This is a genomic window from Enterococcus sp. E4-223 (assembly GCF_035727065.1).
GTDB lineage: Bacteria > Bacillota > Bacilli > Lactobacillales > Enterococcaceae > Enterococcus_B > Enterococcus_B faecium.
In genome coordinates, this window is the sequence record NZ_JAPMLH010000004.1 from 1 (window position 1) to 19,115 (window position 19,115).

The window sequence follows — 19,115 nt, forward strand, 5'->3', positions numbered from 1 at the left end:
TGTAACCATGCCGAACACAGAAGTTAAGCTTCTTAGCGCCGATTGTAGTGAGGGGTTGCCCCTTGTGAGAGTAGGACGTCGCCACGCAAAGGCAAAAAGATGAACTAGAAATAGTTCATCTTTTTTTGTTTAAATCTTTTGCTAAGTTGAACTAATAGAGTCTTTTATGAATATCGAAGTTAGTTTTTCACCTAACTTCGTTTTTTATAGTTGGTTATTATAAAATAGTAATATAGCTGATTTGGATTCAATTCATATTTATTTATAAATCAAAAATACAGAGAATAGTATATAAATGTCCTTTCCTAATCTTAAAATGATGTTTGTACTTACTTAAATTAGGTATAATTAGTATATGTTTTGTGAGAAATTTAGACTTACAATAAGCAGTGAATTTATAATCAACGTATAGGAGACATGGATGAAATGAAACTAATTGGTATAGATTTAGACGGTACTCTTTTGAATTCTGACCAGAGCATTAGTCAAAAAAATGCAAGAACAATGAAACATTTACCGGAAGACTGTTTTCCATTCATTTGTTCTGGAAGAGAAGTAGAAGACATTAATAATATTCTCAAAAAATCTGGTTTAAGGATACCAGCAGTAGGGTTAAATGGTTCTGTTGGATTTGATGGAGAAAAAAAGATATTTGAGTCTTCCTTCGATAAAAATGATGTAAAAAAAATTGATTCTGTCCTATCGAAATTTCCAACCAAAATATATACAAATCTCGGAAGTTATGAATCTCAGAATTATAAAAATAAAATGAAAAAAATTTTTCACGAGGTAGGGAGTGAATTTTCTATCAAAGAGCTAAACTATGAGCTTGAGTATGAAAAATCTATTTGTTCAATCCCTTATAATAATATTGAGGAAATTATAGAAAAGGATGCTATCAGCATTTACAAATTTTTTATTTTTATTCCTAATCGTCAATTGAAAGCTAATATATTTAACCATTTGAAAAAGATGCTAAATGTGTCTGTTACTGAATCGGCACCTGTAAATATTGAAATCGTACCTCAAAATGTATCTAAAGGCGTGGTGTTTGATCGTTTGGAATCAATCTACAATTTAAAGAAACCTTTGAGAATCGCGATCGGAGATAGTTTAAATGACTTATCTATGTTTGAAAGTGCAGATATTAGTTTTGCAATGGGAAATAGTCATCAAGAAATCATGAAAAAAGCTGATTATGTCACTGTTTCAAATGATAAAGACGGAGTATCTCAAGCATTTGAAAGAATTCTTACCATATAAACTAATTAAGGTAGTATAGAACATAGAATTCTAAATACGGAAAAATGGAGCATAAATTCCAGTATAAATAGTACTTCTTCAGTGTCAAACGAAGCGAATATAACATAGATGTTTAGGATTGTGACAAAAATCATGTCACAATCTTTTTTTCGAATAAACTCATTTTTTGAAGCCGGCCATTTTGTCGTAATTTCTTTGTGTAATGCGAACAAATTTTCGGTTATTAATGAAAAAAGCTATTGAAAATGGTATGATAAAAGAAAAAAAGGAGGAAATTTTTAATGGTGAAATTTATCCATGCGGCAGATTTACATATGGATCGGTCATTTGAAGGACTGACAACTCTTGATAAAACTGTACAGGAAAAACTATTGAAGACGAATCTGACCGTTTTATCAAATATCATTGAACAGGCAATAATAAATAACGTTGATTTTGTTTTACTTGCAGGAGATAATTTTCATCAAAATCGTCCTTCATTAAAAATACAGAAACATTTTTCAGAACAGATGAAACGGTTAGAAAAGAACCATATACCTGTATTTATAATATTCGGAAATCATGATTTCTATCAAAAAGAGCGGTATTGGTTCTCCTTTCCTAAAAATGTCCATTTATTTACATCCGAAACGGTAGAGACAAAAAAAATAACGATAAAAAGTGGAGAAACTGTCTCTCTCAGTGGATTTAGTTATCGTCAACCGTGGATTCAAAAAGACAAAGTGATGGAATTTCCTTCTAGAGAACTCACAGATTACCATATTGGGTTGTACCACGGGGAACCTGGCGTCTCTCAAAAAGGAAACTATGCTCCTTTCCAACCCTCAAAGATGCAAGAAAAGGGATACGATTATTGGGCTTTAGGGCATATCCATGTGCCAACGGTCTTAAATGAAAAGCAAACAATTGTTTATCCAGGTGCGCCTCAAGGTCATACTAAAAAGGAACAAGCTTCTACATCTATTCTACTAGTTGAATTAAGTAAAGGAAGTTGCCAAATACATCCGATTAAAGTAGCAGAGGTCTATTGGAAGACAAAGGAAATATCATTGAGGAAAGCAAGAACGACAAAAGAGGTCATTGTTCACATTCGTCAGCAACTTTCAAAAGTAGAGTATGGTTTTAGTTTAATCGAAATAAAATTAAAAGATTATGACCATCTCAATACAGATGTTTTGGAACGGATACAATCAGGAGAGCTATTAGACTATTTGTTAGAGGAATTCTCAGATAGGATAAATGATTTCTTTATTTGGCGTATTTCTCTCATAGAGGATACCTTTTATACGAAGATCCCACTTGCTGCTTCTGCTAAATTGATGGAACAGTTATTTCAATACTATCAGACACCTCAAGATTTCCAACAAATTTTAAATGAAGTATATAGTCATCAAGAAGCGGCTAGAATATTGAGCGAACTGCCGGAATACCAAGAAGAAACACTTGAAAAAGCCAAGCAGCTGCTTAATCAAGATTTTTTATTTGAGGAGGATCAGGAATGAAGATTTTAAGGATCGAGATTGCTGCTTTTGGAAAATGGCGTCAAAAAAGTTTTGACTTTTATTCAGGCAATCAGCTGATCTATGGGGGAAACGAAGCAGGAAAATCAACGATTTATCAATTTATTCAAGCAATATTATTTGGTTTCCCTTCAAAAGGCCGTAAAAAAAAGGATTATACACCAAAAGACGGCTCAGCCTATGGCGGCAAAATATGGCTTAAACATCCTGTATATGGTGAATTTGCTGTCGAGCGCTACAAGCAGCAAAATCGCGGAAAATCGAAGGTGTGGCTGGGGGATCAAGTGGGAAGTGATGAGTTACTAGAAAAATTGATTGCGCCTTTAACGAAAGAGTTATTCCAGCAAGTATTTACTTTCCAGCAGGAACAGTTGATGGAACTAGATCATTTGAGAGAAAAAGAGCTACATGATGCGCTGATTTCTTTAGGCATCACGGGCAGTTCTCAAGTATTCCAAAAGCGGCAAGAATATTATCAGAAAGCACAACAATTATTCAAGAAAAAAGGCCAAAAACTACTAATCAATCAAAAATTAAATGAATGGAAAGAGCTGCAAGAAAAAATTCATCAAAAACAAGAACAGGAAGCTTATTTTGGCAAGTTGATCCAACAAGAACAGGAATACGAGTCGCAACAGCAGCAGTTATTGGCACAATTAAAAGAGGCGAACAAACAATTTTCATTAGCCAGACAGCAAGAACTTAATTTTTCTTTATATGAAGAATGGCAATCTCTCAAAAAAAACAGCACTACAGGTCTTCCTGATGAGCAACTTCTTTTAGATCTGGAGTCTTTCTCCAAACGGTATCAGCAAACAAATGAGCGTTTGGAAGAATTAGAAGCAACACTGGAAAAGCATAGCGGGATGGATCAGCAGTCAGCCAGATATTATTTTTATTTAGAGCAGGAGCAGGAACTAAAAGATCTCCAGCAACTTCAATTTACAGCGGAACAATTAAACGAAGAATGGCAAAGATTACAAATTGAGACTAGAGAAACAAATTCAGAATTGAAGATTTTGGAACAAAGGTGGCATTGGCAGAAAAATCCGTTACCGGAAGAATTTTTATATGAAGAAGAATGGAAGCATCTTCTGGCTGAAGAAAGAAGGATTGCTGATCTAGAAAGCCAGATTTCTGTGCGTCTCCAAATAGCTAAAGAACAACAAGAGATGATTGAAGCAGAAGTGAATGACTTGGAAGAGACCTATCCAGCATTATTACAAAATCAGTCAGAGATAGCGCCAGTCTCTTCATCTAAACCGTATATGCTGATGACTGGCGGAGCAATAATCATTGCAGGTATATTTGTACCAATGCCCTTGAAAGTGATCCTTTTACTAATTGGTGCAGGCATGATTGGCTATTTCTTCTACAAAAGGCAACCAAAAATTAAAACTAAAAATGATTTCTCTGAGATAAAAGGAATGTGGCAAGAAAAACTAGGACAACTTGATCTAGCCTTAGCTCAATTAGCTGAAGCAGAAGAAAAACAAAAGAGAACTGGGGAAGAAAAACAGATTCTTCGGCAAGAAGTATATCGTTTTGCGGATCATCGGCACTTAGGAAAGATGGATACGCTCAAACTCATGAAAGAATATGGACAGGAAGTCATAGATTATCAGAAATTATATGGCGTATTTGAGCGGAAACATAAAAGAGAACAGGAAATACAAGAAAAACTACGACAAATCGACCAAAAATTTGAGTTTGTTAAAGAATGGTTACCGATACAAGATAAGACAATTTCAGAAAAAATGGTATTGCTTTCCCGTTTTATACAAGAGATGGAACAGATGAAATTTGCCAGAAGCTATCAGCAAAATACTTTATTGAAGCAAGAAATCAATCAATTGAAAAAGAAACAAAAAGTATGGATACAAGAATACAGCGAACAATTGACTCAAGCAGGCTTATCTTATCCTTCGGAAGTACCTGTCTTTTTACAAAAAGCCAAACAAGCCGAACAGCAGATGAAAAGATACAATGAATTATCGGAAATGCTTACTCCACTATTTCCTGAAGAGCTGACAAAAGAGAAATTATCTGTAAAACTGCGCCAACTGAAAGAAAAGCAATCCCAACTCCAGCAAGAAGAAAAAGAAGCAAGTGAAAATCGGCAACGACTCCAACTTCAAGTAGAAGAGTTGCAAAGAGACGGCACATTGGACGAACTTTATCAACAAGCTAGCCGGCAAAAAGCAAAATTACAGGAATTACTGGAGGAATGGGGAGCACTTGAAATCGCCGGGACATTCTTAGGTGATCTTTCAACAGAGATGAGTGAAAGACAATTACCCCAGTTGTTAAGAGCAGCAGGTGATTATTTAGGTATTTTAACAAAAGGAAATTATCAGAAGATATTACTGAAAAATGATACACTGACTTTAACAGACGGATATACAGAATTTCCCATCTATGAGTTATCTACAGGTACGAAAGATCAGCTGATTATGGCGATGAGATTTGCTTACCTCTCATTAGAAGCTAACCGTTCGATATGCCCGATCATCATTGATGATGGCTGGCTTCATTATGATCATCAGCGAAAGTATCAATTAGCTGAACTTTTAGCTAAATTTGGAGAAAAGTATCAAATAATTTGTTTTTCTTCTGATAAAGAAATGGTAAGCTATTACCATGAGATAAACCAAATCGTAAAACAATTAGAAGGAGCAAATAATGAAAAAAATTCGTGATTTAGTAATCGATGAGCAGTTTGAACAATTTGTCCTGATCAAAAGTGCAGATGTAAGAATCGCTAAAAACGGAAAAAAATTTATTGCTTTTACTTTCCAAGATACTTCAGGTACTATCGATGGTAAATACTGGGATGCTTCGGAGGAGGAAATCAATAAATTTACAGCCGGCACAGTCGTTTTTCTAAACGGTAAAAGAGAGGTTTATCAAGGAAACCCTCAAGTAAAAATTCTTCATATGCGCTTAACAAGGGTAGATGAGCCAGGAGAGCCTAGTTTATACATGGAAAGAGCCCCTTTGAAGAAAGAAGAAATGGAAGAAGAAATCAATCAATTGTTGTTTGAGATCACCAATGCGCATTGGAATCGTATTGTTCGCTATCTACTTAATAAATATCAAAAACAATTTTTTGAGTTTCCGGCAGCAAAAAGAAACCATCATGCATTTGCCAGCGGATTAGCTTATCATACTTTGACAATGCTTCACTTAGGGAAATCAATCGCCGATGAATATCCTGAGCTGAATCGAGCATTGTTGTATGCTGGTATCATTTTGCATGATTTAGGAAAGGTGATTGAGCTTTCCGGTCCTATGTCGACAGAATATACGCTTGCAGGAAATTTGATCGGTCATCTGGTATTGATTGACGAAGAAATAACTAAAGCCTGTCTTGCGTTGAAAATCAGCGAAGCTGACGAAGATGTTCTCGTATTACGTCATATGGTTTTAGCACACCATGGCTTATTAGAATATGGCTCACCTGTACGTCCAAGAATAATGGAAGCAGAAATATTACATCAAATCGACAATATCGATGCTTCGATGCAGATGATGTTGACTTCGATTCGTCAAACAGAACCAGGAAAATACACCGATCGGATTTTCGGTATGGACAACCGAAGTTTCTATGTACCAAAAGATTTATAGCAAAAATTTATTTTTTTCATTCAAAACAAAAAAAGCGAGACATAAGTCTTCGCTTTTTTTGTTTTCTTTTATTTTGATGAATCAGTTGTTTCTTCAGTTGAAGATTCTTTTGTTGAATCAGTTGATTTTGTGTCAGAATTCTTTGTTGAAGCTGTAGTTTCACTTGAGTCTTTCGTACTTGATGAAGTTGTAGTGAATGCACTCAACACGTTTTCAAAGGCATCATCCTTGATTTTTACATTTGCATCTTTTAATTCTTCACCGATTACTTTAGTTGTGAATGCATTGTCACTTAGTTTAGTTTCAGTAGCGATATCTTTTAGTTGATCTTTGTATTTATCCATGTCATTGCCTTTATTTTGGTTTTTCACCATTTTGACAACGTAGTATTCTGTCGCATAAGAAGTAGGATTTGTTGTAGTAATAACATCGGAGATCTCACCGTCTTTCAATTTGAAAGCTGCTTCTTTTACTTCTGCAGGAATAGTTGTTGTCGTTGAGTCGAATTTAACTTTATCGCCATCTTCTTTTGTCTCTGTATCAGTTGATTTGTCTTTGGCTAATTTAGAGAAATCATCTCCATCATCCGCTGATTTTTTCACATCTTTTGCTTCATCTTCACTTGATAATTTGATGATTTGTGCTTCTACTTCTGGATGGAAAGATTTCCAAGCAGTTTTCAAATCGTCATCTGTAATATCTACGTGAGCTTTCAAGCCAGCTTCAAAAGCTAAATTGTTACGAATATATTCTTTATAAGTATCTTTCGTATATCCAGCAGCTTCTAATTGTGATTCAAAAGTATCACCTAATGATTTCGCTTGTTTGTCGTATTCTGCATCCACTTGCTTATCGGTTACTTTATCGCCATATTTGTTATTGAATACTTTATAAATGATCATCCGTTGTACTAAGGATTGGTTCGATGATTCAAGTTTTGCTTCATCATAGAAATCAGATACAGTGATTGTTCCGCCTTTCATCGTTGCGATATCTTTATTAGTATCGCCTGAACAAGCTGCTAGAGTTAAAACAGCCAACGCACTAGTAGCTGCCAAAATAATTGATTTTTTTTTCATTAAAATTTGCACTCCTGTAATTAGTTATTATTTTTATATATTAACTATACCATATCCCATTTCCTTTAAAAACGTTGTCGTGGTAGTTTCAAACAAAATTCAAAATTTCATCACATTCCTAGGAAATACGCAAACTTTTCTCACTTATATAGTTAAATCTGTTGAGAAAATAATCATTATTATATTTGTTCAGGATACTCTGGCAGATCAGCTTTTAGTTTTTCTACTTGTTCATTGATTTGTGTGATACGTGGTTCAGCTTGGAATTTAAAATCTTCGATATCTTTTTTGATTGCTTCTTGGAAAGCAGGGATCACAGATTCAGCTGTTTCTTTTGTTTCGATCAATGCGCTTTTAAAATGATTCAGGCTGTTATTTAAATCGTTTGTCAGAGTTGTTGCTTCTTCCAATTCTTCGATCAGTTTCTTTCTTGTTTCATTCCCGCTCCTGGGCGCCAATAATAGACCTCCGACAGTGCCAGCAGCAGCTCCAAATAACAGTCCTTTGAAAAAGTTTTTAATCATCGCAGGACACCTGCTTTACGATTGTTTCTTGAATAGCTTTTAGTTCTTCCGATCCATAACTATCTTGATGATTGCCAAAGTGAATAGAAAAATCATCCTCTTTGCTGTAGCGAGGGACTAAATGGATATGTGAATGAAAAACAGATTGATAGGCTAGTTCACGGTTGTTATTCAAGATATTAAGACCTTTCATTTCTGGAAAAGCTTTTTCCAATGCTTGAGCAATCTTAGGCACACGTGAAAAAACCTCTCCTGCAAGTTCGGGATCATATTCAAAAATATCTGCTACATGACGTTTAGGCACAACTAATGTGTGTCCTTTCGTTGCTTGAGAGATGTCTAAAAAAGCATAGACCTTGTCGTCTTCATATATTTTATAGCTTGGGATTTCTTGATTGATGATTTTGCAAAAAATACAGTTTTCCATATAAAACATCCTTTCTATAAAGAATAAATACTTCAGCTTAACTTTACCATAAGTTAAAGCTATTGTAAGGAAAAAAACAAAATACCGTCATTTTCTTCGTGGTATAATAAATAAAAATAAATGGCGGAGGAAAAAGAATGAGTTTAATTATCGATCATGTCACAGGGGGGTACGGACATCTCCCTGTGTTAAAAGATATCAGTTTCGATGTACAGCCTGGAGAGATAGTAGGGTTGATTGGACTGAACGGAGCAGGGAAAAGTACGACCATCAAGCACATTATCGGTCTGCTGGAAGCTTCAAAAGGAACGATAGAAATCAATCATCTATCCTTAAAGAAAAATACGGAAGAATATCGCAAACAAATTGGGTATATTCCAGAGACTCCTTCTTTATATGAAGAATTGACATTGAGAGAACATATCGAAGTCACTGCGATGGCCTACGATATACCTATGGATACAGCAATGAAAAGAGCAGAAAAGTTGTTGGAGACTTTTCGGTTATCTAATCGTCTTGACTGGTTCCCAGCTAATTTTTCAAAGGGAATGAAACAGAAAGTGATGATCTTATGCGCCTTTTTGATCGAGCCTTCTTTATATATCATCGACGAACCATTTTTAGGCTTGGATCCACTAGCTATCAATGCATTGCTTGAATTGATGGTAGAAATGAAAAAAGAAGGAGCCGGTATTTTGATGTCTACGCATATTTTAGCTACTGCAGAAAAATATTGTGATCGTTTTGTGGTCTTACATAACGGAGAGATACGAGCAGACGGTTCTCTTGAGATGTTGAGAAAAGAATTTCAGCTGCCGGATTCTTCTTTGGACGAAATCTATATTGCTTTAACAAAGGAGCAGGCACATGAGTAGTTTTTTTCAAAAACGTTTAGCAAGACATCAAAAGAAAATGATGAAATATATGCGTTATGTATTGAACGATCATTTTGTTTTAGTTTGTCTTTTCTTGATTGGCGGTGTGGGATTATATTATTCTAATTGGTTGAAAACCCTGCAGCCACCGTTTGCAATTGGAGGGCTCATAATCTCTGTATTTTGGATGCTCTGTTTATTCGTGGGTAAGATGGCTACTTTTGCAGAGGCAGCAGATATTGTTTTTTTACTTCCTAAAGAAAAAGAAATGCAAACCTATTTGGAACGAGCTTTTCGCTATTCCTGCATTTTTCCGTTGATCTTTTTGATATTGGCATGCGGATTGGCCATGCCATTAGTGGTGGTTAGTACGGAGCAGTCCTTTTCGATGTTTTTCGTCTATCTGATCATATTATGGAGTTTGAAATTCAGTCATCTGCAAATCAAGAGAGCAGAATTGTTTCGACTAGATCAACAAGTTATTCGTTATTGGAAATTAGGCTGGTTTTTTTCTTCTCTGATCTTTTTGTTTCTATCATTTTATTGGCTGATATGGGCAGGAATAGCAGGTGCATTAGTACAGGCAAGTCTATATTACTGGTTTTTGTGGAAGCAACAAGAAAAAGGATTGGATTGGGAGAAAATGGTGCATGTAGAAGAACATAGGTTGCATCAGATCTATCAATTTATCAATTTATTCACAGATGTTCCTGAAATTACGGCAAAGATCAAAAGAAGACGCTATTTGGATCCTATATTGACTCATATTAAAAGAGAATCAAAAAACACTTATCTTTACTTGTTTGCAAGAAGATTGGCAAGAGGTTCTGATTTTAGTGGTCTTTATTTCCGATTAGTAATTATAGGTGGGTTATTGATTGCCGGAGTAGTCGACTTTTATTTTAGTCTGATTATCGGTTTCTTATTTTTATATTTGATCGGTTTCCAACTGTTACCTTTAGCGAACCAGTTCCGCTATATGGTTCTCGTTCAGCTTTATCCAATCCATAAGAATCAGAAGAAGCAGGCGATTCAGTATCTACTCACATGGGTATTAATTATCGCGTCGGTTATTTTTGGTTTGATTGCTGCAGTCGTATTAGATGGGCAGCAGCGATGGGTTCCGCTAGCGGCTTATTTGATTGTTACTATGCTCTTTGTTAAACTATATGTACCAACTCGTTTGAAGAAGATGTCAGACTGAAAACAAAGCTGTGTAGGGTAAAAATGAGAATGAAAAATAGAGCGTTGACAGTAAGAATGCTGTTCGTTCTATTTTTTTTGAGAAAAGCTGGTTTTTTGAATGGCAATTAAATGAAAAAGAACGTATATGTGCTTGACGTGTAGTGTTCAGGCGACTAGAATAATAAGTACTGCAAAACAAAGAGTAAGAGGACGGGAGAATGCATGATGGAGTTTCAGTTAGACCAAGAGTGGCGGTTACGTCCCATCAAAGGCGACACAGGAAAAACATACATAGGCATGCGTGATGAGGACAAAGTCTTTATTAAACGAAACACAACTCCGATGTTGGCTGCTCTTTCAAGGGAAGGAATTACACCAAAACTTGTTTGGACAAAACGAACGGGGAATGGCGATACTTTGACAGCACAAGAGTGGCTGGAAGGTCGCTTGCTGACTCCTAATGAGATTGGTCAAAGAAACGACGTGATTGATGTTTTGTACCATTTACATCATTCAAATTCTCTTAAAACCATGCTGACCCGTATCGGTGGTCGTGTCATGACGCCGGAGAAGATGCTGCAAAAATATGAAAAAGAATTACCGGAAGAACTCCAGAAAAATCAATTTCTGCAAATTGTCCATCGTTTTCTTCGTGAGCAGATCCCGTCAATAGATAAGGAAAACTTATCAGTAGTACACGGAGATGTAAACCATCGTAATTGGTTAGTATGTAAAAATTATTTATATCTAGTCGATTGGGATTCAATCATGTTTGCAGACCCTGCGGTGGATATTGCAACGATTTTAGGAAATTATGTGCCACTGTCTAGCTGGAATCAGTGGCTGATCAGTTATGGCATACGCCCGACTGACGAAATGCTTGAAAAATTTCATTGGTATGCGGCCATGAATTTGCTCCAAGAAATCACCAGATATTGCAAACGTGAAGATCATCGACGGATGAACGAAGAAATTTTACAATTAAAACGAATTTTCAGTGGCTGAGGTTTGGCCCAAACTCTGCGGAGATTTGGCCAGACCTTTTTAATTAGAGGAAAGGAATGGAGATAAATAATGCGTGTCCGAAATCGTCCGGGAGCAGCGGAAATGTTAGCGGCTCACCCGAATTTTGTAATTAGTGATCCAACATTGTGGAAGGGAAAATGGAATGAATTGTTTGAAAACGATCATCCAATCCACATTGAGATTGGTATGGGGAAAGGCCAGTTCATCACTGGAATGGCAAAAGCCCATCCTGAAATCAATTATATTGGAGTAGAAATGCAGGTCAGTGTTGTTTCGATTGCACTAGACAAGTTGATCGAACAACCGCTTCCTAACCTGAAACTTCTACATGTGGATGGATCAGCGTTGACAGAGTATTTCGCTGACAGCGAAGTAGATCAAATCTATCTGAATTTTTCCGATCCATGGCCAAAAAAACGTCATGAAAAACGGCGATTGACATATAAGACTTTTCTTGCTGTAGATGAACAGATTCTTCGTCCAAATGGAGAAATCCATTTCAAAACAGATAATCAAGGATTGTTTGAGTATTCTCTGGCAAGTTTTTCTCAATATGGCATGATTCTCAAACAGGTATGGTTAGATTTACATCAAAGTCAATTTGAAGGCAATATTATGACGGAGTATGAAGAAAAATTTTCTTCAAAAGGTCAACGTATTTATCGAGTAGAAGCTCAATTTCAAGATAAGACCAAAAAGAAAAGTCTGCGAAACTAACTTTCTGCTTTCATAAAAACATTAATATCCATAAATAAATCCCAGAAAATGAACATTACAGATGTAATGTATTTTCTGGGATTTATTTGATTTAAAATGTATTTATTTCATCGGTTTTTCCACAAGGTGGAATCAATTGGAAGCGAGAAAATGAAAATAATCCTTTGTCGGTGATCTTCAATTCGGGTATGACAGATAATGTTAAGAAAGAAAGTGTCAAAAAAGGATCAAAGGTTTTAGCTGCTCCTAGTTGATGTGCTTTAGTTATTAATTCATTCAACTGTTCATAGACGATCGAAAAAGGTTCCTGTGTCATGATTCCGCCTATAGGAAGAGAAACACAAGCTATTTCCTGCTGTTTGTTGACAACGGTCATCCCGCCACCTTTTTGAATCAAAAGATTAGCAGCATACAGCATATCCTCGTCGTTTGTCCCAACGACAACTAGATTATGCGAGTCATGGGCAATCGTTGTCGCTATCGCTCCTTGTTTCAGCTGAAATCCTTTCACTATGCCTAATCCAATGTTTCCCGTTTGATGGTGACGCTCGATCACCGCAATCTTTAATTGGTCTTTTTCGATTGAAGGAATGAATCGTTCGCCTTGTCGGTCCACTTTTTCTACCAAATCTTTAGTCACTAGACTATTCGGGATAATTTCGATCACATGGACTTGTGAAGAAGAAAGAAGCAGCTCTAACGAATGTGGATTTAATGGTTGAGCGTTTAGTTTTGGCAGACAACACGTATATGAATTTGAATGATCAGCAAATAAATGGTCTTGGAGTTGCCCAGATTGAACAACTAATGTTCCCTTATAGAAAACTTCATGAATTGGCAGCTTGGTAAGATCGTCTGTTAAGAAGAAATCAGCTTGATACCCAGGGGCAATCGCACCTAGTGTTTTCAAATCAAAACATTCTGCTGCATTCAATGTTGCCATCTGAATGGCTTGTAATGGATCGATTCCAAGTGCAATAGCTTGACGGACGATATGATCGATTGATCCTTCTTTTACTAAATCATTGATCAGTTTATCATCGGTGACAAAGAAGCATCTTCTTGAATTTTCAGATGTGATCGCCGGTAGTAGCGATGCCAGATCTTTTGCAACGGTCCCTTCTCGAACCATTAAATACATACCAAGATCCAAACGTTCTTTAGCTTCTTTTGCAGTTGTAGCTTCATGATCCGTCCGAATACCTGCTGCAGGATAAACATTTAACTCTTCCATGCCGATACCAGCTGCATGCCCGTCAATTTTTTTCTTATGCTGGTGCATCAATTGGATCTTTTCTAGGATGTCTGTTTCATTATTTGCTACTGCTTGATAGTTCATGACTTCAGCTAAGCCTAAAACTTCGGGTTTTTGTAAAAAAGGGGCTAATTTTTTTGCATTTAAATTTGCACCATTGGTCTCAAAAGGGGTTACAGGTACACAAGAAGGTAGCATAAAAAAGATATTCATGAGTGTTTGTCTTGCATCTTCTATCATAAACTCAAGACCTGTACTCCCAGCAATGTTTCCTATTTCATGGGGATCTGTCACTACAGTAGTAACTCCATGAAGCAAGGATACTTTTGAAAATTCGCTTGGTGATAAAAGTGAGCTTTCGATATGCACATGGCCATCGATGAATCCTGGCACTAGATATTGCCCATTAGCATTATGTACGCTTTTTCCTTCGTATTCACCGATTCCTACGATCATTCCTTCGCAGATTGCTACATCTTTTTCCATGATTTCTTTCGTAAAGACGTTGACGATCTTAGCATGCTTGATCACTAGGTCAGCAGGCTTTTTTTTACTTGCTACTTCGATATATTTCCTTAATGTTGTTTCCAATGGAGTGCCTCCCAAGATAAATTTTTATAAGTATAACATAAATTCGGCTTTTGCCAATATTTTTTTGTAAATTCATTTTATTTGAAACGAAAAGATCAAAAAGACGTATGTTTTTTGTGGAGGGGAGAATAATGGAAATAAAACGATTATCGGATCAAATGATAAGTGAAAGTTTTGCCAAACATGCCCAAGACGTATATATATTGCCAGCTTCAGAAGTATTTTACATCTATTTTCGCTATGGAAAAAAACGAACATTCTGGAAGAAAGTCTCTTCGGCAGATGGACAGCAACTGATCTCAAGATTTAAGTATTTGGGACAGATGGATATCGGAGAAAAAAGAAAAGCTCAGTTAGGTGCATTTACTTATTCTTTAGAAAAACAGGAAGTTCGTCTGCGGTTGTCTTCTGTAGGAGATTACCTTCAACGAGAGAGTTTAGTGATTCGGCTATTATACGGTACTTTTGAAACACCCCATCGTTGCTTTAGTTCTCGAGATTTTGCAACTATTTTACAGAAAACCGTCAGACGTGGATTATACCTTTTCAGCGGACCAGTCGGATCAGGCAAGACTTCTCTAATGTATCGGTTGGCTTTGGAAGAAAAATTGCAAGTGATTACTATCGAAGATCCTGTAGAGATAGAAGAACCGTTTTTTCTGCAGCTACAGATCAATCCGAAAATAGCACAGACTTATGATACACTTTTGAAACTCGCATTACGGCATCGTCCAGACTTGCTAATCATTGGCGAGATAAGAGATGAATCAACTGCACATGCTGCGGTAAGAGCAGCACTAACAGGGCACCGGGTTTTTGCAACCGTACATGCACGCAATCTTGAAGGTACATTGGTCAGAATCCATGAACTGACAAAGAAAAAAGAAGAGCTATCTGAATGTTTAGCTGGTGTCATTTATCAAGAACTTTTGGAAGATGCCAATCACCATCCTTCTGTCTTATGGAGTTATCAATTTATGGAGGAAGAATCAGTAAAAAAATCATGGGAGGAAAGTTATGAAGAAGCTCAGGAAAATATTTGGCAGTCAGAACTATTCTAAAGGATTAACAAGAAGCCAGCAAAACCAGTTTGCACAAACCATGGGAGAACTGCTTTTATCTGGTTTTAGTCTGCAAGAATCCCTTTATTTATTACTCACGATCCGTTCGTTTCCACCTGTTATTTTGGCAAATATCCAACATCAGCTAAAGGAAGGGCAAGCGTTTAGTGAGGTACTTTCGCAAATAGGATATGGAGCAGAGCAACTGGTACAGATCGAGTTAGCTGAACGTCATGGGAATCTGCCGACAACTTTGTTGGAAATTGCCAAACAGTTTCGGCTTGTTGAAGGATTTCGCAATGATTTGAAAAAGCTGCTTGCATATCCGATGCTATTGCTCACCTTTTTGCTAGGTATCTTGTTTAGTATGCGGTTGTTCGTTTTGCCTCAGCTTATTGGTTCAGGAATGGTCATGCAAGAGCATTGGGGTATTCAGCTGATACAAGTCTTTCATTGGTATGTTCTACTATTCATCCTAGCGGTTACTCTATTGGCTTTACTAGTAAGGTATCGTCTGATGAAGTTGTCTCCTGTTGATCAGAGTGAATGGATAAGCAGACAATTATTGATTGGACCGATATATTCCTTGTATCAATCGGCTTATTTGTCACTAGAGATTGGAAAGCTTTTTCATGAAGGTTTCGAATTAAGGCAAATCATAGTCTGCTTAAAGGAAACGAAACAAGAAAGTCTGATTCAGCATCTTGCCTCTAAGTTGATTCAAGGATTGGAGGCAGGTATGTCATTGGCTGAGCAGTTCCAGAATTATCGTTTTCTATCAGAAGAATTCAGTAAAATTGTTTTACAGGGAGAGGCAAAGGGAAGTTTAGGTAAAGAACTGATTTTTTACAGTGAATGGACAAGAAAACAGCTTTTCAAACGTCTTCATCACTGGATGCAATTTATTCAGCCAATCATTTTTTTGGGCGTAGCGGCTTTGATTTTATTAGTTTATGCCGCTGTTTTATTACCTGTTTACGGAAGCATAGAGGAGGTTTTGCCATGAAAAAGAAAAAAATATCTTATTATAGCGGTTTTACATTGATCGAAATGCTAATCGTCTTACTGATCATCAGTGTATTAGTGTTGTTGTTCGTCCCTAATTTGTCGCGTTATAGGAATCATGTAGACCAAGAAAGTCGTGAAGCGATCATCCAGTTGGTAGACACACAAAAAGAGCTCTATGCGCTTCAAAATAATGGAAGAGTTCCTACTGTGGAGGAATTGTTGAATGAAGGCTATATCAAACGAGAACATGCAGAAATCTATCAGCGGCCTTGAAGGTAAGGTTTTAGCATCAGGATATACGTTGTTTGAATCACTCTTACTGATTTTATTACTTACAACGATCCTTTCTTTTCCAGTTCTCGCATTTTCTGCATGGAAGAATGAATTGGCAGTCTATCAATTTTTCAGCCAATTTGAAAAACGAATCTATTCTACGCAAAAAATCGCTATTGTGAATCAGATCCAAACAGGCTTTTATTGGAATAGTGAAGAGAATCAAATCATTTTTCATGTTCCGAATCCAGATAAAATAAATTGGGAAGTATTAGATATTCCTGATGAGATTACTTTGAAACGCCATGCTTCTATTACTTTTGCTGCTAGAACCGGGAATGAAAGTTCACTAAAAGCTTATCAATTTTATTGGGAAGAAAAAGAGCGGACGATTACGTATCAATTCCAGATAGGGAGTGGTCGCTATACAAAAAGAATTGAATAAAACAGGATTTGTTTTGTTGGAGTCCCTTACAGCGCTTATGATCGCTTCTGTCTGTGTCTACTTAGTGAGCTTTGGCCAGCTGTTTTTGCTTCAGGCAGAAAAGAAAAGTGGGGAGGAACTGCTATTTATTCGAATGATTTATGAAGATATCAAGACGCAGCGGATGTATCACAAAAGACCAGAGCGAAGGGAAGAAATGATCCCATACGATATCCAAATTGTCGATAATAATGGAGTAATCGAAAAAGTGTTTGTCAATATGGAGAAAGAAGCGATCAGTATTGAAAAAACAAGTAATTCCAGCATTTACGCTGATTGAATGTCTAATTGGACTGATGATATTGAGCAGTCTATTGCTCACATTCAATCTTTTGATTCAGCAAACCATCCAAGTAAGTGAATTTCTGCAGCGGAAAGATCAAAAAGAGTGGCTAATATTTTTAGCACAATTAGAAGAAGAACTCAAGAGCAGTCACAATGTCTCTGTGAAAAATCAGCAACTGCACTACACGATCGAGGATAAACAGTATATCATCGAAAGATATCAGGCAATGATACGTAAAAGAAGAACTTCCGGCGGACATCAACCTATGTTAACAAGTATCACTGAGCTTCAATTATTGGAAAAAGAACACACAATTTCTTTTTATGTACACTTTGAAAATGGAGAAGATGGATATGCCATATGGACAAAAAACGATCAGTAGAAAATGTTATAAGGGCTCTATTTTATTTTCTGTCTTGCTTTTATTTCTTTTATGTACATTTTTATTGATGGCAGCATTAGAAAGCTACCGTTTGTCAATGGATCTTAATATACGAATCAAAAATTATTATATAGCAAAAATAATGAAGCAGATGGCTTTATCGGAACAGTCTACGCTTGCCGAAAGTTCGGAAGGAGTTTTTTACTACACAACTGGATCTGTAACATATCAGTGGGTACAACAGTCCCTATTCTTAGAGGTGGAAGTCTCACCGTTTATCTTTCGGTTCACAGAAGAAGTAAAAAATGATACAGATACTAGTACAGAATGATGGAATGTTCGTGAAAACGCCCTCTTTTCTGTTATAACACTGTTTTTAATAAAAAAATGTTTGCCGTTTCACAAATAAAAAACAGTGAAAACGATTGAAATTTTGTCAATTGTTCGATAGAATTAAACAGGTGAAAAAATTGTTATAATATATCTAGAAATGAGGTGCACCATGTTACCAGAAAAAATGGAACAAGGGTTTAATCAAAACCTGGAAGCTATTCAGCTTTTACAGAATGCATTGGGAACTTCCTTTTTAGAAGCCTATGTCGAAAATGCAGAAAATTTAATAGATGATTATCAAGTACGTGTGGTGGATGGAGTGCCGACAAAAGAGACAACGCAACGGATCACAGCTCTTTATGAAGAGTTGAAGAAACTTTCTTTCGAGCCAGAAGAATGGCGCAGACTGTCTCAATTACTTTTATTGAAGGGCAGCCAGACAGAACATTTGCAGGCGAACCATCAACTCACTCCTGATAGTATCGGTTTTTTATTTGTTTTTCTTATTGAACAACTATACACAAATAAAAAAGCACCGGTTAAGATTCTGGATATTGCGGCAGGAATTGGCAACTTGTTATTAACAGTTCTTTTAAACCTATCGAATGCGGGGTACCAAACAGAAGGAATTGGTGTGGATATTGATGATACATTGTTGGCTGTCGCAGCTTCTACAAGTGATTTGACACAAGCAAATGTTCAATACTTTCATCAAGACGGGTTGCAGGATTTATTAATAGATCCTGTCGATTTTGCAATCAGCGATTTGCCAATCGGTTATTATCCGAATGACGAAAAAGCAAAAGAGTTTTTAACAAGTACCGAAGAAGGCCATAGTTATGCACATCATTTATTGCTAGAGCAATCAATGAAATATGTGAAGCCGGATGGTTTTGGTTTGTTTTTGATGCCGAGTGGATTTTTAGAAACGGATCAAAGTGAAGAAATCAAAAAATGGTTTAAAGAAGAAGGCTATCTTCAAGGAATGATTCAATTGCCAGATGAATTGTTCCGTAATAAACAATCGCAAAAAAGTATTTTGATCTTACAGAAAAAAGGACCACAAGCACAACAAGTAAAAGAAGTCTTGCTTGTGAAACTTGCTTCATTAAAAGAACCAGAGAAGGTGACGGAATTTTTCAACGAGTTTAAAAACTGGAAATCATCTGCTCTGTAATCATTCAACGAGAAGGAGAGTC

Annotated in this window: 20 protein-coding genes and 1 rRNA gene; 17 read left to right on the plus strand and 4 right to left on the minus strand. The window is 36.4% G+C overall.

Annotated elements, in window-relative coordinates:
* The 5 genes from rrf to OS139_RS06545 form a co-directional block, all read left to right on the plus strand.
* Positions 1-87: ribosomal RNA gene (gene rrf / locus OS139_RS13685) — 5S ribosomal RNA — on the plus strand; the annotation flags it as partial.
* 330 nt (positions 88-417) lie between these two features.
* Complete coding sequence (locus tag OS139_RS06530) at positions 418-1,263, plus strand: Cof-type HAD-IIB family hydrolase (protein WP_002304764.1); 846 nt, start codon at positions 418-420, stop codon at positions 1,261-1,263.
* Positions 1,264-1,544: 281 nt separating this feature from the next.
* On the plus strand, positions 1,545-2,765 hold the full coding sequence (locus OS139_RS06535) for a metallophosphoesterase family protein (RefSeq protein WP_002307065.1): 1,221 nt from the start codon (positions 1,545-1,547) through the stop codon (positions 2,763-2,765).
* Entirely contained in the window at positions 2,762-5,482 is a 2,721-nt protein-coding gene (locus OS139_RS06540) for an ATP-binding protein (RefSeq protein ID WP_002332218.1), read from the plus strand. Before OS139_RS06535 ends, OS139_RS06540 begins: the two co-directional genes overlap by 4 nt.
* A complete protein-coding gene (locus OS139_RS06545; RefSeq protein ID WP_002286211.1) occupies positions 5,466-6,410 on the plus strand; it encodes a 3'-5' exoribonuclease YhaM family protein in 945 nt (314 codons plus the stop codon). Before OS139_RS06540 ends, OS139_RS06545 begins: the two co-directional genes overlap by 17 nt.
* Before the next feature lie 68 nt (positions 6,411-6,478).
* On the opposite strand, the gene OS139_RS06550 is transcribed toward OS139_RS06545, so the two are convergent.
* The 3 genes from OS139_RS06550 to OS139_RS06560 form a co-directional block, all read right to left on the minus strand.
* Positions 6,479-7,489 (minus strand): peptidylprolyl isomerase, encoded by a 1,011-nt coding sequence (locus OS139_RS06550; protein WP_325066842.1) that lies wholly within the window; start codon positions 7,487-7,489, stop codon positions 6,479-6,481.
* A 179-nt stretch (positions 7,490-7,668) separates the two neighbouring features.
* Positions 7,669-8,013: a YtxH domain-containing protein gene (locus tag OS139_RS06555; RefSeq protein WP_002286203.1), complete on the minus strand. Its 345-nt coding sequence runs from the start codon at positions 8,011-8,013 to the stop codon at positions 7,669-7,671.
* Positions 8,006-8,440, minus strand: a complete 435-nt coding sequence (locus OS139_RS06560) for an HIT family protein (protein ID WP_002297570.1) — start codon at positions 8,438-8,440, stop codon at positions 8,006-8,008. The genes OS139_RS06555 and OS139_RS06560 overlap by 8 nt, the downstream gene beginning before the upstream one ends.
* 137 nt (positions 8,441-8,577) lie before the next feature.
* Between OS139_RS06560 and OS139_RS06565 the strand changes: the two genes are divergently transcribed.
* From OS139_RS06565 to trmB, 4 genes are all read left to right on the plus strand, one after another.
* Positions 8,578-9,315, plus strand: coding sequence for an ABC transporter ATP-binding protein (locus tag OS139_RS06565; protein WP_002297572.1), 738 nt, complete (start codon positions 8,578-8,580; stop codon positions 9,313-9,315).
* Positions 9,308-10,519, plus strand: a complete 1,212-nt coding sequence (locus tag OS139_RS06570) for an ABC transporter permease (RefSeq protein ID WP_002286197.1) — start codon at positions 9,308-9,310, stop codon at positions 10,517-10,519. The genes OS139_RS06565 and OS139_RS06570 overlap by 8 nt, the downstream gene beginning before the upstream one ends.
* 203 nt (positions 10,520-10,722) lie before the next feature.
* Entirely contained in the window at positions 10,723-11,505 is a 783-nt protein-coding gene (locus OS139_RS06575; protein ID WP_002286194.1) for a phosphotransferase family protein, read from the plus strand.
* 69 nt (positions 11,506-11,574) lie between these two features.
* Positions 11,575-12,243, plus strand: coding sequence for a tRNA (guanosine(46)-N7)-methyltransferase TrmB (gene trmB, locus OS139_RS06580; protein ID WP_002324251.1), 669 nt, complete (start codon positions 11,575-11,577; stop codon positions 12,241-12,243).
* 91 nt (positions 12,244-12,334) lie between these two features.
* Here the strand turns inward: trmB and ade are convergent, their stop codons facing one another.
* Positions 12,335-14,089 carry an adenine deaminase gene (ade, locus tag OS139_RS06585; RefSeq protein ID WP_002332216.1) on the minus strand — a complete coding sequence of 585 codons (1,755 nt, stop codon included), beginning with the start codon at positions 14,087-14,089 and terminating at the stop codon, positions 12,335-12,337.
* 131 nt (positions 14,090-14,220) lie between these two features.
* Between ade and comGA the strand changes: the two genes are divergently transcribed.
* The 8 genes from comGA (at position 14,221) to OS139_RS06625 (ending at position 19,093) form a co-directional block, all read left to right on the plus strand.
* Positions 14,221-15,150, plus strand: coding sequence for a competence type IV pilus ATPase ComGA (gene comGA, locus OS139_RS06590; protein WP_002293666.1), 930 nt, complete (start codon positions 14,221-14,223; stop codon positions 15,148-15,150).
* Positions 15,107-16,156 carry a competence type IV pilus assembly protein ComGB gene (gene comGB / locus OS139_RS06595; protein ID WP_016628374.1) on the plus strand — a complete coding sequence of 350 codons (1,050 nt, stop codon included), beginning with the start codon at positions 15,107-15,109 and terminating at the stop codon, positions 16,154-16,156. The genes comGA and comGB overlap by 44 nt, the downstream gene beginning before the upstream one ends.
* Entirely contained in the window at positions 16,153-16,431 is a 279-nt protein-coding gene (gene comGC / locus OS139_RS06600; RefSeq protein WP_002297583.1) for a competence type IV pilus major pilin ComGC, read from the plus strand. The genes comGB and comGC overlap by 4 nt, the downstream gene beginning before the upstream one ends.
* Positions 16,406-16,876, plus strand: a complete 471-nt coding sequence (gene comGD, locus OS139_RS06605; RefSeq protein ID WP_025479117.1) for a competence type IV pilus minor pilin ComGD — start codon at positions 16,406-16,408, stop codon at positions 16,874-16,876. Before comGC ends, comGD begins: the two co-directional genes overlap by 26 nt.
* On the plus strand, positions 16,848-17,195 hold the full coding sequence (locus OS139_RS06610) for a hypothetical protein (RefSeq protein ID WP_002286177.1): 348 nt from the start codon (positions 16,848-16,850) through the stop codon (positions 17,193-17,195). Before comGD ends, OS139_RS06610 begins: the two co-directional genes overlap by 29 nt.
* Positions 17,158-17,583, plus strand: a complete 426-nt coding sequence (gene comGF / locus OS139_RS06615; RefSeq protein ID WP_002325315.1) for a competence type IV pilus minor pilin ComGF — start codon at positions 17,158-17,160, stop codon at positions 17,581-17,583. The genes OS139_RS06610 and comGF overlap by 38 nt, the downstream gene beginning before the upstream one ends.
* On the plus strand, positions 17,555-17,914 hold the full coding sequence (gene comGG, locus OS139_RS06620) for a competence type IV pilus minor pilin ComGG (RefSeq protein WP_002293655.1): 360 nt from the start codon (positions 17,555-17,557) through the stop codon (positions 17,912-17,914). Before comGF ends, comGG begins: the two co-directional genes overlap by 29 nt.
* 171 nt (positions 17,915-18,085) lie before the next feature.
* Positions 18,086-19,093 carry a class I SAM-dependent methyltransferase gene (locus OS139_RS06625; protein WP_002332213.1) on the plus strand — a complete coding sequence of 336 codons (1,008 nt, stop codon included), beginning with the start codon at positions 18,086-18,088 and terminating at the stop codon, positions 19,091-19,093.
* The last annotated feature ends 22 nt before the right edge of the window (positions 19,094-19,115 follow it).

Excerpts from the sequence above, each read along its gene's own strand:
- OS139_RS06535 (WP_002307065.1), top strand. The coding sequence starts at position 1,545 with ATGGTGAAATTTATCCATGCGGCAGATTTACATATGGATCGGTCATTT.
- comGC (WP_002297583.1), top strand. The coding sequence starts at position 16,153 with ATGAAAAAGAAAAAAATATCTTATTATAGCGGTTTTACATTGATCGAA.
- comGG (WP_002293655.1), top strand. The coding sequence starts at position 17,555 with ATGCCATATGGACAAAAAACGATCAGTAGAAAATGTTATAAGGGCTCT.
- OS139_RS06575 (WP_002286194.1), top strand. The coding sequence starts at position 10,723 with ATGATGGAGTTTCAGTTAGACCAAGAGTGGCGGTTACGTCCCATCAAA.
- comGA (WP_002293666.1), top strand. The coding sequence starts at position 14,221 with ATGGAAATAAAACGATTATCGGATCAAATGATAAGTGAAAGTTTTGCC.
- OS139_RS06570 (WP_002286197.1), top strand. The coding sequence starts at position 9,308 with ATGAGTAGTTTTTTTCAAAAACGTTTAGCAAGACATCAAAAGAAAATG.
- OS139_RS06555 (WP_002286203.1), bottom strand. The coding sequence starts at position 8,013 with ATGATTAAAAACTTTTTCAAAGGACTGTTATTTGGAGCTGCTGCTGGC.
- OS139_RS06560 (WP_002297570.1), bottom strand. The coding sequence starts at position 8,440 with ATGGAAAACTGTATTTTTTGCAAAATCATCAATCAAGAAATCCCAAGC.
- comGD (WP_025479117.1), top strand. The coding sequence starts at position 16,406 with ATGCAGAAATCTATCAGCGGCCTTGAAGGTAAGGTTTTAGCATCAGGA.
- OS139_RS06550 (WP_325066842.1), bottom strand. The coding sequence starts at position 7,489 with ATGAAAAAAAAATCAATTATTTTGGCAGCTACTAGTGCGTTGGCTGTT.
- OS139_RS06530 (WP_002304764.1), top strand. The coding sequence starts at position 418 with ATGGATGAAATGAAACTAATTGGTATAGATTTAGACGGTACTCTTTTG.
- OS139_RS06540 (WP_002332218.1), top strand. The coding sequence starts at position 2,762 with ATGAAGATTTTAAGGATCGAGATTGCTGCTTTTGGAAAATGGCGTCAA.
- OS139_RS06545 (WP_002286211.1), top strand. The coding sequence starts at position 5,466 with ATGAAAAAAATTCGTGATTTAGTAATCGATGAGCAGTTTGAACAATTT.
- OS139_RS06625 (WP_002332213.1), top strand. The coding sequence starts at position 18,086 with ATGTTACCAGAAAAAATGGAACAAGGGTTTAATCAAAACCTGGAAGCT.
- OS139_RS06565 (WP_002297572.1), top strand. The coding sequence starts at position 8,578 with ATGAGTTTAATTATCGATCATGTCACAGGGGGGTACGGACATCTCCCT.
- trmB (WP_002324251.1), top strand. The coding sequence starts at position 11,575 with ATGCGTGTCCGAAATCGTCCGGGAGCAGCGGAAATGTTAGCGGCTCAC.
- comGB (WP_016628374.1), top strand. The coding sequence starts at position 15,107 with ATGAAGAAGCTCAGGAAAATATTTGGCAGTCAGAACTATTCTAAAGGA.